This is a genomic window from Pseudoalteromonas sp. P1-30, assembly GCF_001400005.1.
Taxonomy (GTDB): domain Bacteria; phylum Pseudomonadota; class Gammaproteobacteria; order Enterobacterales; family Alteromonadaceae; genus Pseudoalteromonas; species Pseudoalteromonas atlantica.
Genome location: NZ_LKBC01000006.1, coordinates 25,542 through 44,632, shown reverse-complemented (window position 1 = coordinate 44,632; position 19,091 = coordinate 25,542). Strand labels below are relative to the sequence as shown.

General features: G+C 40.5%; 19 protein-coding genes and 2 tRNA genes. 12 read left to right on the top strand and 9 right to left on the bottom strand.

Annotated elements, in window-relative coordinates:
* The first annotated feature begins 135 nt into the window (after window positions 1–135).
* From pabB to AN395_RS11540, 3 genes are all read left to right on the top strand, one after another.
* The gene (gene pabB / locus AN395_RS11550; protein ID WP_054983087.1) at window positions 136–1,482 is read left to right on the top strand and encodes an aminodeoxychorismate synthase component I; all 1,347 of its coding nucleotides are present in this window, start codon (window positions 136–138) and stop codon (window positions 1,480–1,482) included.
* A gap of 6 nt (window positions 1,483–1,488) precedes the next feature.
* On the top strand, window positions 1,489–2,064 hold the full coding sequence (locus AN395_RS11545; protein ID WP_039972509.1) for a CoA pyrophosphatase: 576 nt from the start codon (window positions 1,489–1,491) through the stop codon (window positions 2,062–2,064).
* Window positions 2,065–2,166: 102 nt separating this feature from the next.
* Window positions 2,167–3,543, top strand: a complete 1,377-nt coding sequence (locus AN395_RS11540) for an L-serine ammonia-lyase (RefSeq protein WP_004589403.1) — start codon at window positions 2,167–2,169, stop codon at window positions 3,541–3,543.
* A gap of 71 nt (window positions 3,544–3,614) precedes the next feature.
* Here the strand turns inward: AN395_RS11540 and cysB are convergent, their stop codons facing one another.
* The gene (gene cysB, locus AN395_RS11535; protein WP_054983086.1) at window positions 3,615–4,592 is read right to left on the bottom strand and encodes an HTH-type transcriptional regulator CysB; all 978 of its coding nucleotides are present in this window, start codon (window positions 4,590–4,592) and stop codon (window positions 3,615–3,617) included.
* Between the two features lie 293 nt (window positions 4,593–4,885).
* Between cysB and AN395_RS11530 the strand changes: the two genes are divergently transcribed.
* Entirely contained in the window at window positions 4,886–5,644 is a 759-nt protein-coding gene (locus tag AN395_RS11530) for a hypothetical protein (RefSeq protein WP_054983085.1), read from the top strand.
* Between the two features lie 254 nt (window positions 5,645–5,898).
* On the opposite strand, the gene AN395_RS11525 is transcribed toward AN395_RS11530, so the two are convergent.
* Window positions 5,899–7,191, bottom strand: a complete 1,293-nt coding sequence (locus AN395_RS11525; RefSeq protein ID WP_054983084.1) for an NCS2 family permease — start codon at window positions 7,189–7,191, stop codon at window positions 5,899–5,901.
* Between the two features lie 117 nt (window positions 7,192–7,308).
* Between AN395_RS11525 and AN395_RS11520 the strand changes: the two genes are divergently transcribed.
* From AN395_RS11520 to AN395_RS11510, 3 genes are all read left to right on the top strand, one after another.
* Window positions 7,309–7,764, top strand: coding sequence for a tetratricopeptide repeat protein (locus tag AN395_RS11520; RefSeq protein WP_054983083.1), 456 nt, complete (start codon window positions 7,309–7,311; stop codon window positions 7,762–7,764).
* Between the two features lie 283 nt (window positions 7,765–8,047).
* The gene (locus AN395_RS11515; protein ID WP_054983082.1) at window positions 8,048–8,482 is read left to right on the top strand and encodes a SulA-like leucine-rich domain-containing protein; all 435 of its coding nucleotides are present in this window, start codon (window positions 8,048–8,050) and stop codon (window positions 8,480–8,482) included.
* Between the two features lie 42 nt (window positions 8,483–8,524).
* The gene (locus AN395_RS11510) at window positions 8,525–9,004 is read left to right on the top strand and encodes a YchJ family protein (RefSeq protein ID WP_029774254.1); all 480 of its coding nucleotides are present in this window, start codon (window positions 8,525–8,527) and stop codon (window positions 9,002–9,004) included.
* A 128-nt stretch (window positions 9,005–9,132) separates the two neighbouring features.
* Here the strand turns inward: AN395_RS11510 and AN395_RS11505 are convergent, their stop codons facing one another.
* On the bottom strand, window positions 9,133–9,435 hold the full coding sequence (locus tag AN395_RS11505) for a DUF6172 family protein (protein WP_004589192.1): 303 nt from the start codon (window positions 9,433–9,435) through the stop codon (window positions 9,133–9,135).
* Between the two features lie 190 nt (window positions 9,436–9,625).
* Window positions 9,626–10,153, bottom strand: coding sequence for a VC2046/SO_2500 family protein (locus AN395_RS11500; protein ID WP_054983081.1), 528 nt, complete (start codon window positions 10,151–10,153; stop codon window positions 9,626–9,628).
* A 112-nt stretch (window positions 10,154–10,265) separates the two neighbouring features.
* Between AN395_RS11500 and AN395_RS11495 the strand changes: the two genes are divergently transcribed.
* A tRNA-Tyr gene (locus AN395_RS11495) sits at window positions 10,266–10,350 on the top strand.
* Window positions 10,351–10,398: 48 nt separating this feature from the next.
* Window positions 10,399–10,511, top strand: a tRNA-Tyr gene (locus AN395_RS11490).
* A 61-nt stretch (window positions 10,512–10,572) separates the two neighbouring features.
* Here the strand turns inward: AN395_RS11490 and AN395_RS11485 are convergent.
* Window positions 10,573–11,265: a M48 family metallopeptidase gene (locus AN395_RS11485; protein ID WP_054983080.1), complete on the bottom strand. Its 693-nt coding sequence runs from the start codon at window positions 11,263–11,265 to the stop codon at window positions 10,573–10,575.
* A 267-nt stretch (window positions 11,266–11,532) separates the two neighbouring features.
* Here AN395_RS11485 and AN395_RS11480 point away from each other — a divergent pair, with 267 nt between their 5' ends.
* Both AN395_RS11480 and AN395_RS11475 read left to right on the top strand, forming a co-directional pair.
* Window positions 11,533–14,865, top strand: coding sequence for an MHYT domain-containing protein (locus AN395_RS11480; protein WP_054983079.1), 3,333 nt, complete (start codon window positions 11,533–11,535; stop codon window positions 14,863–14,865).
* A gap of 9 nt (window positions 14,866–14,874) precedes the next feature.
* Window positions 14,875–15,870 carry a two-component system response regulator gene (locus AN395_RS11475; RefSeq protein ID WP_054983078.1) on the top strand — a complete coding sequence of 332 codons (996 nt, stop codon included), beginning with the start codon at window positions 14,875–14,877 and terminating at the stop codon, window positions 15,868–15,870.
* On the opposite strand, the gene AN395_RS11470 is transcribed toward AN395_RS11475, so the two are convergent.
* A complete protein-coding gene (locus AN395_RS11470) occupies window positions 15,867–16,295 on the bottom strand; it encodes a VOC family protein (RefSeq protein ID WP_054983077.1) in 429 nt (142 codons plus the stop codon). The genes AN395_RS11475 and AN395_RS11470 overlap by 4 nt on opposite strands.
* A 1-nt stretch (window position 16,296) precedes the next feature.
* A complete protein-coding gene (locus tag AN395_RS11465) occupies window positions 16,297–16,953 on the bottom strand; it encodes an HD domain-containing protein (protein WP_054983076.1) in 657 nt (218 codons plus the stop codon).
* 140 nt (window positions 16,954–17,093) lie between these two features.
* Between AN395_RS11465 and AN395_RS11460 the strand changes: the two genes are divergently transcribed.
* Entirely contained in the window at window positions 17,094–18,284 is a 1,191-nt protein-coding gene (locus AN395_RS11460) for a class I SAM-dependent methyltransferase (RefSeq protein ID WP_054983075.1), read from the top strand.
* A 96-nt stretch (window positions 18,285–18,380) separates the two neighbouring features.
* On the opposite strand, the gene AN395_RS11455 is transcribed toward AN395_RS11460, so the two are convergent.
* Both AN395_RS11455 and AN395_RS11450 read right to left on the bottom strand, forming a co-directional pair.
* Window positions 18,381–18,677, bottom strand: a complete 297-nt coding sequence (locus AN395_RS11455; protein ID WP_004589184.1) for a PilZ domain-containing protein — start codon at window positions 18,675–18,677, stop codon at window positions 18,381–18,383.
* A gap of 9 nt (window positions 18,678–18,686) precedes the next feature.
* Window positions 18,687–19,067, bottom strand: a complete 381-nt coding sequence (locus AN395_RS11450; protein ID WP_024034218.1) for a PleD family two-component system response regulator — start codon at window positions 19,065–19,067, stop codon at window positions 18,687–18,689.
* Between the last annotated feature and the right edge of the window lie 24 nt (window positions 19,068–19,091).

Here is a 19,091-nt window from a genome sequence, read left to right as displayed (position 1 = left end):
AATCTATACCAAACCGGTGACGGTGGTTTGCACTGTTTTAATTACAACGTAGATTTGATACTAAACGCTGCCAAAAAAATTTGACTTATGATACCCTCCCAGCCCGTTTCGAGCCAGTTCTTAAAGGGGCAGTAAATGCTAAACAATGAAAAAAATTGTGTAAAATTAGCCATAACACAAAACTGCATTGATGTTTTCGCGCATTTTGCGCATTTACCCTATGCCGTATTACTAGACTCAGCCAATAGCGAGCACATAAATAGTCGCTTTGATATTATTGCGATAGAGCCTCACGCTATTTTAGAAGTAAACAATAATCATAGCGTATTTAATCAGCAGCTTGACTCGCGTAGCCCCTTTACAATAATGAACGAAGAACTAAGTAAACTTAGCGCGCAAAAAGCCGCTAATAACCTGCCTTTTAACGGCGGCTGGCTTGGTTATTTTGGTTACGATTTAGGGCGTATTATTGAGCACATGCCACGCACGGCAAAACACGATATAACGTTGCCACAAATGGCCATTGGCCTTTATTTAGATGCGCTGATATTTGATAAACACCAGCAAAGCTGGTTTTACGTTTCTCAGCCTAACGTGAACCGTTTAGCGCTTTACCAGCAGTATTTAGCAAACGATGCAGCGCCTGCACAGTTTTCGCTCACCAGCGCTTGGCACTCAAATATGAGTGAGCATGAATACGCTGACAAATTTGCGCAAATACAAGATTATTTAAAAAGTGGTGATTGCTATCAAATCAACCTAGCACAGCGCTTTAGTGCCGGTTTTAAAGGCGACCCTTTCCAAGCCTACAAAGTATTGCGTGAGGCTAATAAAGCGCCATTTTCTAGCTTTATTAACCACCCACGTGGCGCCATTTTATCAATATCGCCAGAGCGCTTTATTGCAGTTCACGACAATATAGTTGAAACAAAACCTATCAAAGGCACTTTGCCACGCATGGCAGATGCAATCGCAGATCAACAGCAAGCCAGAGCCCTTGAAAACTCAACCAAAGACCGCGCAGAGAACGTAATGATTGTTGATTTACTGCGTAACGATTTAGGTAAAGTTGCAAAACCTGGCTCTGTAAAGGTGCCCTCACTTTTTGCTATTGAGAGCTTTCCGGCAGTGCATCACTTAGTGAGTACCGTAACGGCAGAGCTAGATGAAAGCAAAACGTGTGTTGATCAACTTGAAGCAGCATTTCCCGGTGGGTCAATCACTGGCGCGCCTAAAATTAGAGCTATGGAGATAATTGAAGAGCTAGAGCCTCATAGGCGTAGTATTTACTGTGGCTCTATAGGGTATTTAAGCGCCTGCGGTAATATGGATACCAGTATTACAATCCGTACATTGGTTTGTCATAACGAACACATTTATTGCTGGGCCGGTGGTGGTATTGTCGCTGATTCTAAAGTCGAATTGGAATACCAAGAAACATACGATAAAGTGAATAAAATACTTCCTTTATTAAAACAGTAGAACGCTTTGAATAGTGAACATATTATGGCGCGGTTTCAGCTAAGCCCTACTGCTGCGCCAAATCAAATAAAAGATACCCGTAAAAAGCGTGCCAGTGCGGTTATGCTGCCTATTATTGATGTTGATAACCACGCGCATATTTTATTGTGCAAGCGCCCTACTTATTTACATCATCACCCTGGGGAAATTTGTTTACCCGGCGGTAAATTTGAGCAAAGCGATAAACACCTGCGCACCACAGCGCTTCGAGAACTACACGAAGAGCTTAATATAGCGCCAAGTAATGTTAAAGTGCTCGGGCAGCTGCCACAATACTCTACCCTAACTGGCTTTAGCATTAGCCCATTTGTGGGTTTACTTGATGAACACACAGTATGGGAGAACGATTATAATGAAGTGCAAGCTAGCTTTTTACTGTCGCTTACCCAGCTTTCAAACGAGGCCAATTGGCAACCCATTCCTTTTCAACGTTTTGGCAAAACCATCACCTTGCAAGGGTTTAGTACACCGCACGGATTACTGTGGGGAGCAACGGCTAGCATTATAAAAAACTTTACAAAACAGCTTGCCCTACCAGTGTAAAACTTACGGCCAAATAGTTACATAATATAGAATTAACGTTATGATACTCGACCGTTCAAAGAACAGCTTTCGGGCTGAGTAAATAAAGTAGAGACCCATAGTATGATCAGTGCATTTGATATGTTTAGCATTGGTATTGGCCCATCGTCGTCACATACCGTTGGCCCAATGCGTGCCTCGCGCTTATTTGTTAATGACCTACAAGAGCAGCAACTTTTAACCTCTGTTACCGATATAAAGGTAGAGCTTTATGGCTCACTGGGTCAAACCGGCGTAGGCCATGGTTCTGGTAAAGCCGTTATATTAGGGCTTGCCGGCTACGACCCAGAAACAATAGATGCCGATTTAGTTGACGATATCCTTGCCACCATTGAAAAAGAGCAAGTGATATACCTCAACCAAACCCATAAAGCGAACTTTCCTAAGCAAGGGGCTATTGTTTTTCATCGCCGTAAAACGTTACCTAAGCACTCTAATGCCATGGAAATTATTGCCTCAAATAATGGCGAAAAAGTATATAGCAAAGTGTACTACTCTATTGGCGGCGGCTTTATTGTTACCGATGAAGAATTTGAAAACGAAAAACAAGCAGCCCTTGATATACGCGAGCAAAACCCGGCTCCTTACCCGTTCGAAAGTGCAAAAGATTTACTAGAGCTGTGTAAAGAATCCGGCTTTAGTGTATCTACTTTAATGATGCATAACGAAAAAACGCTGCGCAAAGAAGACGATATTAAAGACGAGCTGTTTAATATTTGGCAAGTAATGAAAGCCTGTATTGAACGTGGCATGCGCACCGAGGGAATTTTACCTGGTGGTTTAAAAGTTAAACGCCGTGCACCTAGTTTGTATTTAAAGCTAAATGTAGAAGTGAGTAATGACCCACTCAGAGCAATGGATTGGGTGGATTTATTTGCCTTAGCTGTAAATGAAGAAAATGCCGCGGGTGGGCGCGTAGTCACGGCGCCAACAAATGGTGCTGCGGGTATATTGCCGGCCGTTTTAATGTACTACCACACATTTATTAAAGAAGTGGACCGCGACATAGCCACACGCTATTTATTAACCGCAGCGGCGATTGGTATTTTATACAAAAAAAATGCCTCTATTTCGGGCGCAGAAGTAGGCTGTCAAGGTGAAGTAGGTGTTGCCTGTTCAATGGCTGCCGGCGCACTCACCGAAATTGTTGGTGGTAATGTAGTACATGTTGAAAACGCCGCCGAAATAGGCATGGAACATAATTTAGGCTTAACCTGCGACCCTGTAGGCGGATTGGTACAAGTACCGTGTATTGAGCGCAATGCCATGGGTGCCATTAAAGCAATTAATGCCTCTCGCCTAGCAATACGTGGCAGTGGCGAGCAAAAGGTGTCGCTTGATAAAGTGATTAAAACCATGCTCGATACCGGTAACGACATGAAAACCAAATATAAAGAAACCGCACGCGGTGGATTAGCGGTAAACATTATTGAATGTTAAGCGTATAAAAACAAAAAACCGCGTATTTTAGCAATACGCGGTTTTTTAGTATTTGTATACTTAAAGTCTTACTATTTTACTGGCAGTTCTATGTCGGAAAATAACGCATCAACATCTTCTTGATTACGTAATAAGCTTGCTCGCTCTACTCGCTCTTTAGTTAAATGCGGGGCAAAACGCTCAATAAAGTCATACATATAAGTACGTAAAAAACTGCCCTTTCTAAAGCCAATTTTAGTTGTGCTAGCTTCAAATAAATGGCTGGCATCAATACACACTAAATCTGTGTCACTTAATTGATCAACGGCCATTGAAGCGACTACACCTACACCTAGCCCTAACCTTACATAAGTTTTAATTACATCGGCATCGGTTGCAGTAAACACAATGTGCGGCTCAAGGCCGTGCGCGTTAAATGCTTTATCAAGCTCAGAGCGCCCAGTAAACCCAAATACATACGTAATAAGCGGATACTGCGCTATATCAGCAACGGTTAAATTGTCGGCCTTTTGTGCTAGAGGGTGATCTTTTGCCACCACAATGCTGCGGTTCCAATGATAGCAAGGCAGCATAACTAAATCTGAGTATAAATGAAGTGCTTCAGTTGCAATGGCAAAGTCTGCGTCACCGCGCGCTGCCGCATCAGAAATCTGTTGTGGTGTACCTTGATGCATATGCAGCGAAACTGCTGGGTATTTTTTCATAAAGCCCTGAATAACACTTGGCAAAGCATAACGAGCTTGCGTATGTGTGGTGGCTATATTTAGTTTACCCTGATCAGGCAGCGTGTGCTCATTAGCAACCGCTTTTATACCTTCGACTTTAGATAAAATTTCGCGAGAAATGTTAATTATTTCTTCGCCGGCACCTGTAACATGCGTTAAATGCTTACCACTGCGGCCAAAAATTTGTACACCTAGCTCATCTTCAAGCATGCGCACTTGTTTAGATATACCAGGCTGTGAGGTAAATAAACTCTCAGCAGTTGCTGATACGTTTAGCTTATGGTTTTGAACTTCTACGATGTATCTAAGTTGTTGTAATTTCATGGTTGCAGTTTTTAACGTTATTATTAAGCTTATATGATGGTAATACTAAGCAAAACCAAGTTTAAATTAGTTAAAACTTGGCAAAGTAAGCACGTATATTTTCATTATTTAAGCATTAAGGCTAGCATAATAAACCCGCTGCAGATAGCGATGTTTATTCAGGTTCAACTTATAATACATTATTCTTATATCTAATTTTTAACATATTTTTAAGTTAATCAGCGCAAAGCTACCCTCAAAGCATATATTTGATGTAATATAAAAAAATAGATTATGAATCCGAGAATTAAGCCATGATCGTTTCGATTATAATTGTGCTTATAGTGGCACTGATAGTGATTGCACTGTGGGTAAGCGCTGTACAGCAGCACAAAGAAAAGCAAGAAATTGAACGTCGCAAAGAATTAACAAAACAAAAAGCGATAATTGAAGAAACCGAAGAAGCACTTATAAATAGCGCTAATATACCGCTTTCTGAAAACATTATACGCGTTTTACAACGTAGATGTTACGAAGCACTAAACGCTATGGTGAACCATTCACCTAATTCTAAAGCATTAAAAAGCAGAATGAACGAAGCTAAAGAAAAGCTAAGTGGAGCAGTTCAAGGTAATAGCAGCGACAATTTATCGTTACCAAGTAACGATAAGCAGTTAGTCTCGTTAATTCAGGGCATAAAAAAGCTTAGAGTTATTATGCGCTCTGAGCACAGTAAAGGCCGTGTAGATAGCCAAATATTTGCAGCAGAAGATAAGCGCCTTGAAAAGTTACAACTCAGAATTAACATAGAAAGCCAGATTAAACGCGGTTTATCTGCTCGCTCAGCGAGCATGGTGGGCTCTGCTAGGCAATATTTTGAAAAAGCCTATGCAACACTTAGTGCCGTTACCTATTCTGATGAATACGTAAACGCAAAACGCCAAGAAGTTGAAGCCTATTTAGAAGAAATAAGCACAGAACTAAAAGCATCAAACGCCACTGCCTTGAAGAAAAAAGCAGAAGCAGAGCAAGATGACTTAGACGTATTATTTGCACCTAAAAAGAAATGGTAATTTTAAATACCCAAAAGAAAGCCCATACATAATGTATGGGCTTTTTTGTATCTGTTAAGCTGTTTTTACCAATGGGTAAATACTAACGTATTTTGAGGCACTACCTAGCGCTAACTACGTTATAAACGCTCATTTACCACAACATAGATACGCAAGGTATAACAATGCAGTGGCAATGAGCGATAGCCACTAAATAATAAATGTTTACCCACCCTCAAACTAAGCCTCTTAGCTAAAAGAATGGGTATTAGCTATTATGATAAAAATGCAAACTTGATAATAAATAACGCTGTTAAAATCCACACGCTAATACTAACCTGATCGCGTTTACCACACAGTACTTTAACCGCAGTATACGATATAAAACCAAGAGCAATACCATGCGCAATAGAGAATGTAAGCGGCGTCATAAGTAGTACTACACTTACCGGAATTGCATCGCTCATGTCATCCCAGTTTACAAACTTAAGGTTTTGCAGCATTAATACCGCAACGTATAAAATAGCACCCGCTGTTGCATAAGCCGGCACCATTTGCGCAAGCGGCGCAAAAAACATCATTAGTAAAAAGCATATACCCACAACAACAGCTGTTAAGCCAGTACGCCCACCAACCGATACACCGGCCACAGACTCAATATAAGAAGTAGTGGTAGAAGTACCTAACATTGCCCCCGCAATAGTAGCTGTACTATCGGCACTTAAAGCACGCCCTAAACGTGGCATATTGCCTTTTTCATCGGTTAAGCCTGCTTTTTGAGTTACCGCAACTAACGTGCCTGATGTATCAAATAAATCAACAAACAAAAACGCAAAAATTACACTCAGCATAGAAAGCTCAAAGGCCGCTGCAAAATCAAGTTGCATGAAGGTAGGTAAAATAGACGGTGGCATTGACATTACGCCGTGGTACTCAACTAAGTCGAGGCTTAACGCAATGCCCGTTACTAGCAAAATGCTAATAAGTACGCCGCTTTTTATATCACGATAAAGCAAAGCAGCAATGACAAAAAAGCTTAAAATAGCTAATAAAGGACCTGCCGAAGTAATATCGCCAAGCTGTACTAATGTAGCTGGGCTTGAAACAATAATGCCTGCATTTTTAAGCGCAATTAACGCTAAAAACGCACCAATACCAGTGGCAATAGCCTGCTTTAAAACCAAAGGAATAGCATTAATTATCCACTCTCTGACCTTAAACAAACTTAATATTAAAAATATACAACCAGACATAAATACCGCACCTAATGCAGCTTGCCAGCTATAACCCATGCCCAGTACAACACCGTAAGTAAAAAATGCGTTTAAACCCATGCCCGGCGCAAGTGCTAAAGGGTAATTAGCCCACAATCCCATAATAAAACAGCCAATAGCAGCCGCAATACAGGTAGCAACAAATGCAGCACCTTGATCCATGCCTGCTTCCGCAAGCATTGCAGGGTTTACAAATACAATGTAAACCATAGTAATGAAAGTAGTGATTCCAGCAATGCTTTCGCGTCGCACATTGGAGTTATTTTCGCGGAGTTTAAATAGAGCTTCGAGCATAATAGACTTGTGATAGTAAAAAGTGACGTGATTTTACCATAAAATTAAGTATAAACAGGACATTTTACCTTGCGATATACTAAACTGTTGACGTAGAAACTATAAAAAAGAAAATATATGAATAAGACTCAGCCTAGCGGACAAGACTTAGAGCAGCAATTAAACAATATTTTAGATTTTGTAACACAGCCTACAAACCACAGCGCTGAAAACAAGAGTGATGTAAGTGAGCAAACAACACTTAACAAAGCACTGTATTATTTAAAGCATAACCAGGCACCGTTGGCAGCTAAGTGGATGCGCCTTGCCGCAATGGCCGGAAATCATCGCGCCCAGTTTTATTTAGGGTTATTTTTTGTCAAAGGCCAAGGCGTACCAAAAAGCGTATTTCACGCAGCAGCATGGCTGAGTTTAGCCAGCAGCCAAGGCTATGAACCGGCAACCGCTGCTTTAAATGATTTAAGAAAATATATCGACACCAAACGTCTTAAAGACGCTCAGTGCTATGCAGCCAGTTTGTATGAGCAAATCCACCAAATTCAGTTTGCCCACTTAATCCCAAAAAATGACTAACTACTGTATAGCTAACAGCTAAGCACTGTAAAACACACTAAAATAACTGTATAGCCATCCCTTAAGTACTGTATAACGCTGCTACACTTTATACAGTACTGCAAACACCCTCAGCTTTCACTTACACGACTTAAATTATAACACACTGTTTTTAAAGTGTTATTTTTATTATTTATTTTTTAAAACCATTAACTGTATAAAAAATAACAAAAAACGCTTGCACACAACAACTGTATAAACTACTGTATACATGTACTGTATATAAACCCAGTGAGTGAGACCTATGCTACAGCCAATTACCGTAAGAACCGTTAAAAGCTACCAACAACATGATGAAAGTGAGTCGGTAAACTTAATAAAAGTAGAAGATGAAATTTCTGCTACGTTTGAGATGCTAAAAGTGTTGCACCAATACAATAGCTCTAACGCGTGGACCTTACTGATTGCGCCCGACCATGTACCTAGTAAAGCCTTGTTAGATAGCTGCTCTATAGATACCAGCAAACTGCTTGTAATAAGACAAAAGCATTTAGTAAATTTAGAGTATGTGCTAAATTCAGCACTTCATAATGGTAACTTTGCAGCCATTATTACGTGGACCGATATAGTAAGTGAACAGCAGCTTGTTAATTTATCGCTTAATTTAGACAAAAGAAGCGCTAAGCTATTTTGCTTTACTAAAAAAACCAGCACTACAGCAATATCACTTACTCAATAAGCTTGGTAAAATACATTTTTAATTTATGTTAATTAGTATTTTATGAGTGTAACCAGTACTAGCGCTTGCTTATGCAACAGTCAGCTTAATTATGGCGACTGTTGCCAGCCTTATCATCTTGATATAAAAACCCCAGCAACACCTGAGCAACTAATGCGTTCGCGCTTTAGTGCTTATGCATTAAAAAATGCATCTTATGTATTTAAAACTTACGCCAAAGAAAAACAAGCACAAAACCCAGTAAATGAAATTGCTGACTTTGCTAATAGCTGCCGCTTTGTAAAATTAGTTGTGCGCGATACGCAGCAAAGTGATGAGCGAGGTTATGTTGCTTTTAACGCGTATTATTTTTACCAAAACTTATATTGTGAGTTGGATGAGAAATCAGACTTTATAAAAGAGGACGGTGAATGGCGTTATTTAGAGGGTATTATTAATCCGGTCGCCGATATAAAAGTTGCCAGAAACGACCCCTGCCCATGTGCAAGCGGTAAAAAATATAAAAAGTGTCACAGTGTATAAAATAAGCTAAACACTTAGCATAACAATAGCTTTTTATTTAAGCGCTACTCTATACCACTAAACATGTTAATAACTGCCATAAACAAAAAATGGACCATCTAGGTCCATTTTCTACAATATGCTATTGGTTATTCATCATCATCTAGATCGAACGATTCACGCTGCGCAGGTCTAGCTAAAATCTCAACATAGAATGAAGTAAGCGCCTGCTTTTCGATTTCGCTGATCTTGTTGTTAATTTCAGCTACGTGAACAACTTCGGCATCATCGGCACTTGTGCCAAACTTACAGTCAAACGCCCAGTAATCAGCTTCAACAGGTAGCGTTTTATTGCGCTCTCTTTTCAAATATTTTTTCACTTCATGCTTTGCAGCATCAACCATACGAGGGTATTTGATTTTCTCATGATTTAGCGTGAATGTTTTCTTCATTACGTTCCTAATTACCTTGATTTAATGATAATGGCACTCAAGTCATACCATTTGCAGCCATTATAGCAATTGCATTTAATTTGTGGATGCTTTTTTTAAACAAAAAAAGAATTGTTCTATTTTATTGCATAACCGATTATTAAATATAAGGTGTTTTAGGCTTTTAAAACGCACAAGTGTTAAATTATTTTTATGCGTTAGCAACAAGCAGTGGCTTATGTATAGCCTCATTAGTTAAATCGTCATAAAATGCCGCGGCGTCCATTTGTGGACTTGCAAGCGCGGTGTGCGTGTCATTTAAGCGCCTGCGTACTGATAGTTCACAATTATCGATTACTGTTAAAGGAATATGTAACTTGTCATCTCTAATCGCTAGTGGCTCAGGGTTTAAGCAGTGGCTTAATTTTATTGCTTTCATGCCTGCTTGCTCGCCTTGTTGAACAATCACCGACGCGTGCTCTTGCCCTATGGTCATATCAAATTTTTCGGGAGCTAATAATTGCTTTGGTCCAGCACCAAAGCGCTCCCTTAACTCTTCTTCGTCTACATAAGCACTATGCGTTTCACTTTTTGGCAAGTGAAATTGACTAAAATCCAGCGCATCGTGCGATAGCATCGCTAATAAAAGTGAGAATTCGTCTCTGCGATTTTCATGCACACTTTTATTTAGCCTGGTCTTTAGTTGACTCTCTGTGATTAACAAATCATCGATTTGCATAGTCTTTAGCCGATTATGATAACTGATAGATATTTATCGGCTTTATTTCAAATTTCTTTAGCTTTTTTCTTTACTTAAATACGCAGTTTGCTATTATCAGCGCCGTTGCATTGGAGGGGTTCCCGAGCGGCCAAAGGGATCAGACTGTAAATCTGACGGCTCAGCCTTCGCTGGTTCGAATCCAGCTCCCTCCACCACTTTTCTTACCGCTAAGTTAAGTGGGGTCAAATGTAACAAAATAGTGTGGAGGGGTTCCCGAGCGGCCAAAGGGATCAGACTGTAAATCTGACGGCNAAGGGATCATACTGTAAATCTGACGGCTCAGCCTTCGCTGGTTCGAATCCAGCTCCCTCCACCACTTCTTATCTTCAGTACCCTTTTCTACATCTTTTTCATCACTATTTAACTTCATTTTTAGACTAATTATCAAATACCCACTGTAATGTTGCCCCGTGGTTTTTAAGCCATGCTGATGCAGATTTATAATCGGGATAAAATTTAGCTACGCGCTTCCAAAAAGCGCTGCTGTGGTTCAAATACTTTAAATGAGCCAATTCGTGCACAATAACATAATCAATTATATGATGAGGCGCCCCAACAAGGTTAAGGCTAAAGGTTAGCTCTCGCCGAGAATTACAACTCCCCCACTTACGTTTATAACTTCCAATCGTCAATTTAGTCGGTAATGCTTCTGACATCTGTTGGCAATAATAAGCTAAACGCATTTCAATGTAGTTTGTTAGCGTTTCTTCAAGGGCAAGGCAAAGTAACTGTTTACGTTTTTCAGGCTGTTTTTTTACTCGATTAGAAGTGTAAATAGTAAATACGCTATCGGATTGCTGAACATGAGAGCGTGTCCCTTTTGCAAAAGTAATGGTATATGGCTTAGCAAAAACCATTATTTGCTGGTTTTTAAACGGGTGTTGTTGAGTATCAATGGCGTTAAGTTGTTTATGTAATTGCGCAGTTACCCACTCTTTTTTACTAAACAGCCATTGTTCTATTTGTAGTTTTGGCACGAGCGTAGGCGCATAAACAGTGACTGATTTTTGGCTAACTTTTATTGCAACTGTTTTACGCCTTGCACTGCGTTTTAGCTGATACTCAAACAAGGTGTATGCTCTAAATATAAATAAAAGCGTATTATAAAGCCTTATTTATTCAATGCAGTTATTTAGCGATAAATAAATGGGCTCAGTGTTTATTATTATTTTTATTTACGCAAAATCACGTCTTATTAATAAAGCACGCTACGCATGTTAATATTTTTATGCTAAAAAGTAACCTCGCTGATTTATAATATAAATTATTAGATTAACAGTTTATTTATATATTAAATCTATTAAACTAGTTCAATAAAGATACTAATTTGAGCCACTATGCTGTCTGCATTTTTTATAACCGACCACGATCCGAGCCTCATAATTAACGGTGCATATAACCCTATACTGGTTAGTTTATCGGTCATTACCGCTATTTTTGCTGCCTTTTTTACGCTCTGGTTAGTTGATGTAGCAAAGCAAACAAAGTTCGAAAACTATAAACGCTTAGCTAATGTAACCGGCGCCACGGTTTTATCGGCCGGAATTTGGAGCATGCATTTTATAGGTATGTTGGCCTTTTCGTTATGCACAAACATTAGCTATGATCCACTCATTACCGTGTTGTCTTTTTTACCGGCGTTTATTTCATGTCAGTATGCTTTTTCGATTTTAGTAAAATCGCAAGGGTCATATAAAAACCTTATTATTTGCTCTATTTTACTAGGCTCAGGCATTGGTACAATGCACTACAGCGGCATGGCAGCAATGGAGCTGGCCCCGTTACTACGTTACGATGCAATCATATTTGCTTTATCAATTGTGGTCGCTGTTGGTTTATCGTTCATAGCACTTTTTACGCGTTATCATTTAACGCGTTTGCTACCTAATTTATCACAACTGCAAGCGCGCGCTATTACCGCTGTTATTTTAGGCTCAGCGGTGGCTGGTATGCACTATATGGGTATGGCTGCTACCCGCTTTGTTGCAACCTCTCCGCTTTTACCCGATTACGAAGAGTCAACCACTGAGCTTGCTTTTGTGGCTATTGCCGTAGCTACCGCGACCGTTGCTATAACCTGTGTCATTGCAGTTATAAATGGCATGGTTAGATACCGCTTACTGCTTGAGGAAAAATCGGCGGATGAATCTCGACTAAATGCTATTTTAGGCACTGCTATTGATGGCATTGTGACTATAGATCACACCGGCATTATTTTGAGTTTTAACGAAGCTGCCAGCAAGATTTTTGGTTGGCGAGAAAACGAAGTCCAAGGTCATAATGTAAAAATGCTGATGGCCGATGAAATCGCTCGCCACCATGATGGCTATTTGTCTCACGCCAAAAATGTAGATCTAGGAAAAGTAATTGGTATAAATAGGGATGTGTCTGCCAAACACAAAGATGGCCACCTTTTTCCTATTCGCTTAGGTATAGGGGAAGTTAATCAGCCAGGCCATATGCCGTTATATGTTGGCTTTATCACCGATTTAACCGAACAACGCGCTATGCAGCAAAGTCTTATTGAAAAAGAGCAAAAGTACCGCTCTTTAATGGATAATATGCCTGGCGCTGCTTTTCGCTGTAAGTACGACGAAAACTGGAGCATGTTATTTATCAGCCCAACAGTGGCTGAACTAACAGGCTACACGCCAGAAGAGTTCACAGAAAGCTGCATTGAACTTAACGACCTTATTTTAAAAACAGATCAGCCAACGGTAAACGAAGCCGTAGCGCAAGCCATGACCTCAAGTTTAAAGTACTCGGTAGAGTATCGTATTCGCCACCGTAACGGCAAAGTTGCCTGGGTATTAGACAAAGGCAGTATTACCCTTGATAAAGATAATAACCCGCAATGGATAGATGGGGTATTGGTTGATATTACAGAACAAAAAGAATACGAAGACAAACTTGAGCAGGCAAAATTGCAAGCTGAAGAAGCAGCGCACGCTAAGCAATCTTTTATGGCTAATATGAGCCATGAGATCCGCACGCCGATGAATTCTATTATCGGTTTTAGCGACCTACTGATGGACACTCCGCTAAACCAAGAACAGCAAAAACACTTGGTTACAGTTAATAATGCGGCGCGTTCATTATTAAGGTTACTTAACGAAGTGCTTGATACCGCAAAGCTTGAGCGCGGAAAGCTAACTATTGAACCCGTTCACTTTAGTTTAAAACAAGTACTCGATAGCATTATTTCGACATTTTGGCTTGAAGCAAAAAAGAAAGACTTGCGTTTAAAATTGAACATTAAAGATTCTGTTGCCACAACTTACTATGGCGACCCAGATAGGTTAAGGCAAATTTTAACTAACCTCATCGGTAACGCTATTAAATTTACCGAGCAAGGTTCGGTTGAGCTCACTGTAAGTACTACGCAAACTGATCAGCTCTTTTTTGAAGTGCAAGATACCGGCATAGGTATTGCCAAAGACCGTGTTAAAGCTATATTTCAGCCGTTTGTTCAAGCCGATGGCACCACTACTCGTCGCTTTGGCGGTACAGGCCTTGGAACAACCATTAGTAAACAATTAGTAGAGCTGATGGGCGGCACCATAAATCTAGTCAGTGAAGAAAACAAAGGCACCTGCTTTTACTTCTCTTTACCGCTTATACAAGGCGATTCAGAAAAAATAGACCATTTCGATGGCCTTCACACTCAATTACCATCGCTAAGGGTACTTGTGGTGGATGATATTGAGCAAAACACCGAGCTGCTTTCGTTACTACTTTCTAAAGATCAACATTTGGTAAGCAAAGCAAGCAACGGTTTAGAGGCTATTGCAATATTCGAGAAGCAAGATTTTGATGTCATCTTAATGGATATTCATATGCCTGAGTGTGATGGCATAGAAGCAACCACAAAAATTAGAGCCATAGAAAAGCAAAGGCAGCTTAAATTTACCCCCATTATTGCGTTAACGGCAAGCGTCCTACAACAAGATAAACTCACAGCTAAACGTGCCGGCATGAACGGCTTTGCTAATAAGCCGATAGATATAAATCAGCTTAACCAAGAAATTGCCCAGGTGCTTGGCTTAGGTATTGCTAAAGATATGGTTATTAGCCAATCAGACCCTGAGGCTAAACACATCGACTTTGAAAAAGGTGTGATGCTTTGGGGTAATAAATGCAAGCAGTTAACCGAAATTGCCAAATTTATAAATGACAGCAATAAACGATTTGATATTTTATTTAACAGTAAGTTATCTGAGATTAAAGACGCCAATAGCCTGATACATACCCTTAAAGGGGTCGCCGGTAATTTAGGCCTAACAACATTAATGACTTTATTAGCCAAGTTAGAGCGCGAGCAAACTTCTGAGCAATCTACAGCGTTAGTAACACAAATAAAAGACGAGTTAGAGACAATAACGCAATTAATATCAGGCGATGAGTGCGCACAAATCACGCCTGCTGAGAGTGAAAATACTGAGCAAAAAAGCACGCTAAGTGCGGCTGAATTAAAGTCACTGTGTGAAACGCTACACCATGAAGCGCAAAGCGCCGAGCTCAACGATGATTTGCTTGCGCAGCTTGAAAATAACGCCCCTGCACACCTACAAACTCAAGTAAATGAGGTTGTAAACGCATTTGATGAATTTGACTTTGATCAGGCGCAACACGTGCTAGACGGTCTAATTAAAGAGTTTACCCAAGAATGAGAATATTGAATGGATTTTAGCAACGACAAACCACGTATATTAATCGTTGACGATGAACCTGCTAACTTAAAAGTCATGCGAGAAGTATTAGGTAATCAATACCGTATGTCTTTTGCTAAATCGGGCGCTGCAGCACTTGCGCTACTGGAAAAAGAACAGCCTAAACTTATATTACTCGATATCATGATGCCCGATATGAATGGCTTTGAGGTGTGCGAAATACTTAAAAGCACACCTGCGCTTTCGCATATCCCAATTATTTTTGTAACAGCTTTGGGTGATGAAAGCGATGAGTTTAAAGGCTTTGAACTTGGCGCTGTTGATTACATTACTAAACCTATTAGCCCTGCGATTGTACGCGCACGTGTTAAAACGCATTTATCGCTTGTACAAGCCGAGCAATTAAAGCAAGCCCATGTTGATTTAGTACATCGATTAGGCCGCGCTGCAGAGTACAAAGACACAGACACTGGCGAGCACATTGCTAGGATGAGCCAATACAGTAAATTATTAGCATTAGAATTTGGCATGGGTGAGCAACAAGCAGAGCTGCTTCGCCAAGCAGCCCCCATGCACGATGTAGGTAAAATAGGTATTCCGGATGCTATTTTATTAAAACCTGGGCGATTAACCCCTGACGAATTTGACCACATGAAACAGCATGCGGCTATTGGCGCGCAAATTTTAGCAAATTCCTCATCACCGCTATTACAACTTGCCCATAAACTGGCTATAGAGCACCACGAAAAGTGGGATGGCAGTGGCTACCCTAATGGTTTAAAAGGCGAACAAATATCGGTTGAAGGGCGTATTGTGGCTATTGCAGATGTATTTGATGCCCTTACCTCAAAACGCCCGTATAAAGAGGCTTGGGGTGTAGAAGAAGCGCTTGAGCATATGCAAGCACAAGCGGGTAAACACTTTGACCCCCACCTCATCAATTTATTTGTAAATAAGCTCGATGCTATAATCGCAATTAAAAACACATATCAAGAGCAACACTAAGTATTGCGCGTGCGTGAGCCTTGTTTTACATCACCATATACCGCTTTTATGTGCGGGTAGTCATGAGAGGTTATTTCGTGGCTATTCCCACTGTTATCTTTAAAATAAAGCGAAAACGTTACACCGTGATCAGCCAGTACAGTTTTTATGTTTAAGTCATTTAAATAATCAACCCAACCAATAAACTGTGCACCGGTGGCTGCAAACGCAATACCTTTGCTTCGCCCTTGTCCTTCAAATAACGCTAAACGCGTTGTTTTTGCGCTATCTTCAAGTGTGAGTGGCCCTTTGCCATTTTCATCCCAAAAGGCAAGCTCTTCAACTACGCTAAAGCCTAGTACCTGCTTGTACCACTTTAGCGCTTCTTGGATGTTTTCAACATTAAGGTGGCAATGATCAATGCCCGATAATAAAGGAGCGCTCATATTATTGACCAATTTCTGATTTTAGCTGCTCTAAAAACGCATACATATACTCTGTGCGTCGCTCTGCCTCGGCTTTAGCTGAGGGCGTATTCATGCTCTTAGCAATATGAAGCAATTTAATAAAAAAGTGATCAAGGGTATAGGTTTTATCATCTGCTTCGCGGTTAACACAAAATGGGTCATCAGAGTTATACAGTAAGCGGCTAATAGAGCCCCCTACTTTCATACAACGGCTAACGCCTATTGCACCGAGTGCGTCCATTCTATCGGCATCTTGCACGATTTGCGCTTCTACAGTTTTAACCGCTATATTGGCGCTAAAGCTATGGGCAGCGATAGCATGATGAATATCATCAAACAAACATGCGTCGTAGTTAATTGATTTTAAAAACGCAATGGCTTTATCTGCCGCCATAGTAGATGCTTTTGCTCTATCGGGGTGGTTTTTTGCCACCGCAACACAATCGTGCATCCACGCCGCTGGCAAAACAATATTCATATTGGCTTGCTCGGCGTGACATAATTGAATGGCAACACGCACTACGCGTTCAATATGCGTTATGTCGTGTGCTACATCGGCATGTATTAACGAAGTAATAAATGAGCGACATTGAGAATCAAGCTGTTGTAACTCAGGGCTTAAAGCAGTGTTGGCCACAGTGATGTTCCAAAAAACTAATTTATATGAGAATTATCCGTACTTTAACGCGCTTTACACCTCCCTTGCAAAACATTCATTGTATGTTGCCCTATGCTTGACTAAAATACAGCGCTTATTTATTACAACTGAGAAGCCTTATGTCATCTGCCGTTTACCTACAAGCTGGTCGCGAAAAATCATTAAAAAGGAAACACCCTTGGTTATTTTCAAAAGCCATCAAAAAAATTAAAGGTAAACCAGGCCTAGGCGATACGGTCACCATTCACGACAGCGAAGGTAAGTTTTTAGCCACCGCTGCTTATAGCCCTCATTCACAAATAAGAGCGCGTGTGTGGAGCTTTGATGAAAAAGAAGTAATAGACCAACACTTTTTTGAGCGTCGCTTACGCCGTGCTTTACATGCCCGCGAGCATGCAATAGCCGAAGGCGGTTTAACTGGCTTTAGGTTGTGTGCTGCTGAGTCTGACTACTTGCCAGGTGTAACCATTGATAAGTTTGATAACACCTTAGTTTGCCAATTACTAAGTGCCGGCGCTGAGCGCCATAAAGGTGAAATTGTAGGCGCGTTAATGGCTATTTTTCCTGGTGCGAATATTTATGAGCGCTCAGATGTAGACGTGCGCACCAAAGAAGGCTTAGAACCTATTAAAGGTGTACTGTGGGGCAACGAACCTTCAGAGCCGGTGGTTATTGAAGAAAATGGCTTAAAGCTTGAAGTAGACATTTTAGAAGGTCATAAAACAGGCTTTTACCTGGATCAACGTGATAGCCGCGCAGCACTTGAGCGCTTTTCAAAAGATAAAACCGTATTAAATTGCTTTAGCTACACAGGTACTTTCTCACTTTACGCACTACGTGGTGGCTGTAAACACGTCACGAATGTTGATGTATCACAACCAGCACTGGATACCGCTAAGCGTAACGTAGAGCACAATAACTTAGATTTAAATAAAGTCGATTTTGTAAAACAAGATGTGTTTAAGCTATTACGCCAATACCGTGAGGAAGGCAAACAGTTTGACACTATTGTGATGGACCCACCAAAATTTGCAGACAACAAAGCGCAGCTAACCGGTGCGTGTCGTGGTTATAAAGATATAAACATGATTGCTATGCAAATATTAAAACCAGGCGGTACATTACTTACCTTCTCGTGCTCTGGATTAATGGAGCAAAACTTGTTTCAAAAAGTGGTAGCAGACGCTGCGCTAGATGCAGGTAAAGAGCTATTGATTATGGAGCGTTTAAATCAAGCGGCCGATCACCCTATTGCTGGCAGTTACCCTGAAGGCTTTTACTTAAAAGGCTTGATTTGTAAGGTTTACTAAAAATTATTGTTATTACCTACAAGGACGTAGGTAATAAAATCGAACGTTGTTTAACACCCGAAATAGCAAAAGCCAGCCGCTTGGTGTTTATTCAATTTAGTTAAACTGAACTATTTCTAATCCTGCGGTAATGGTGCCATCGTCTTCTTTGCTAGCACGTATAACTTTAGCCGTTGCATTTAAAGAGGCAATACTTGGGTGAGTCGATTCTATATTAACCTGTAACAAAGTATCGAGCTCAAGCAAGTCATCTAAATGAAGTGATAGCCCAGTGGCACTTAAATCAACACATTCTGCGGTATAATTTAGCCCAGCAACTGGCTCTATTGTTGTTAATTGCGCAGGAGTATTAACCTGCATACGTCTAAAATTGCGCTTATCTTCAGTAAACATGCATCACCTTTAAACAACCGTGTTTATTTGCTCAAATAAAGTACCCATCGAAAACGGTTTTACTACATAGGCATCACACCCTGCATCAAAGCCAGCTTGCTTTTCCGAGGGCGACTCTAAGCCCGAAACCATAACAACAGGTATATTTTTAGTCTCAGGTGTGTGCTTAAGCATCCGACATGTATCATACCCATCGAGGCCAGGCATACATACATCAAGCAAAATAATATCCGGCGGGTTAGCAATGGCAGACGCCAAACAGCTTTTCCCCGAGTCAGCATAACTAACATCAAATTTTGAAGTCAGGGCAGATTTAAGCATTTCATAATTAAAATACTCGTCATCTACAACTAACAATCGCTTAATCTTATGTTCAACCGATGAGGACATAGGTATGTCGCTTCCTTCTCAACC

What these genes read in the sequence shown, in the direction of transcription:
- pabB (WP_054983087.1), top strand. Translation starts at nt 136, where the DNA reads ATGCTAAACAATGAAAAAAATTGTGTAAAATTAGCCATAACACAAAAC.
- AN395_RS11540 (WP_004589403.1), top strand. Translation starts at nt 2,167, where the DNA reads ATGATCAGTGCATTTGATATGTTTAGCATTGGTATTGGCCCATCGTCG.
- cysB (WP_054983086.1), bottom strand. Translation starts at nt 4,592, where the DNA reads ATGAAATTACAACAACTTAGATACATCGTAGAAGTTCAAAACCATAAG.
- AN395_RS11530 (WP_054983085.1), top strand. Translation starts at nt 4,886, where the DNA reads ATGATCGTTTCGATTATAATTGTGCTTATAGTGGCACTGATAGTGATT.
- AN395_RS11525 (WP_054983084.1), bottom strand. Translation starts at nt 7,191, where the DNA reads ATGCTCGAAGCTCTATTTAAACTCCGCGAAAATAACTCCAATGTGCGA.
- AN395_RS11520 (WP_054983083.1), top strand. Translation starts at nt 7,309, where the DNA reads ATGAATAAGACTCAGCCTAGCGGACAAGACTTAGAGCAGCAATTAAAC.
- AN395_RS11515 (WP_054983082.1), top strand. Translation starts at nt 8,048, where the DNA reads ATGCTACAGCCAATTACCGTAAGAACCGTTAAAAGCTACCAACAACAT.
- AN395_RS11510 (WP_029774254.1), top strand. Translation starts at nt 8,525, where the DNA reads ATGAGTGTAACCAGTACTAGCGCTTGCTTATGCAACAGTCAGCTTAAT.
- AN395_RS11505 (WP_004589192.1), bottom strand. Translation starts at nt 9,435, where the DNA reads ATGAAGAAAACATTCACGCTAAATCATGAGAAAATCAAATACCCTCGT.
- AN395_RS11500 (WP_054983081.1), bottom strand. Translation starts at nt 10,153, where the DNA reads ATGCAAATCGATGATTTGTTAATCACAGAGAGTCAACTAAAGACCAGG.
- AN395_RS11480 (WP_054983079.1), top strand. Translation starts at nt 11,533, where the DNA reads ATGCTGTCTGCATTTTTTATAACCGACCACGATCCGAGCCTCATAATT.
- AN395_RS11475 (WP_054983078.1), top strand. Translation starts at nt 14,875, where the DNA reads ATGGATTTTAGCAACGACAAACCACGTATATTAATCGTTGACGATGAA.
- AN395_RS11470 (WP_054983077.1), bottom strand. Translation starts at nt 16,295, where the DNA reads ATGAGCGCTCCTTTATTATCGGGCATTGATCATTGCCACCTTAATGTT.
- AN395_RS11460 (WP_054983075.1), top strand. Translation starts at nt 17,094, where the DNA reads ATGTCATCTGCCGTTTACCTACAAGCTGGTCGCGAAAAATCATTAAAA.
- AN395_RS11455 (WP_004589184.1), bottom strand. Translation starts at nt 18,677, where the DNA reads ATGTTTACTGAAGATAAGCGCAATTTTAGACGTATGCAGGTTAATACT.
- AN395_RS11450 (WP_024034218.1), bottom strand. Translation starts at nt 19,067, where the DNA reads ATGTCCTCATCGGTTGAACATAAGATTAAGCGATTGTTAGTTGTAGAT.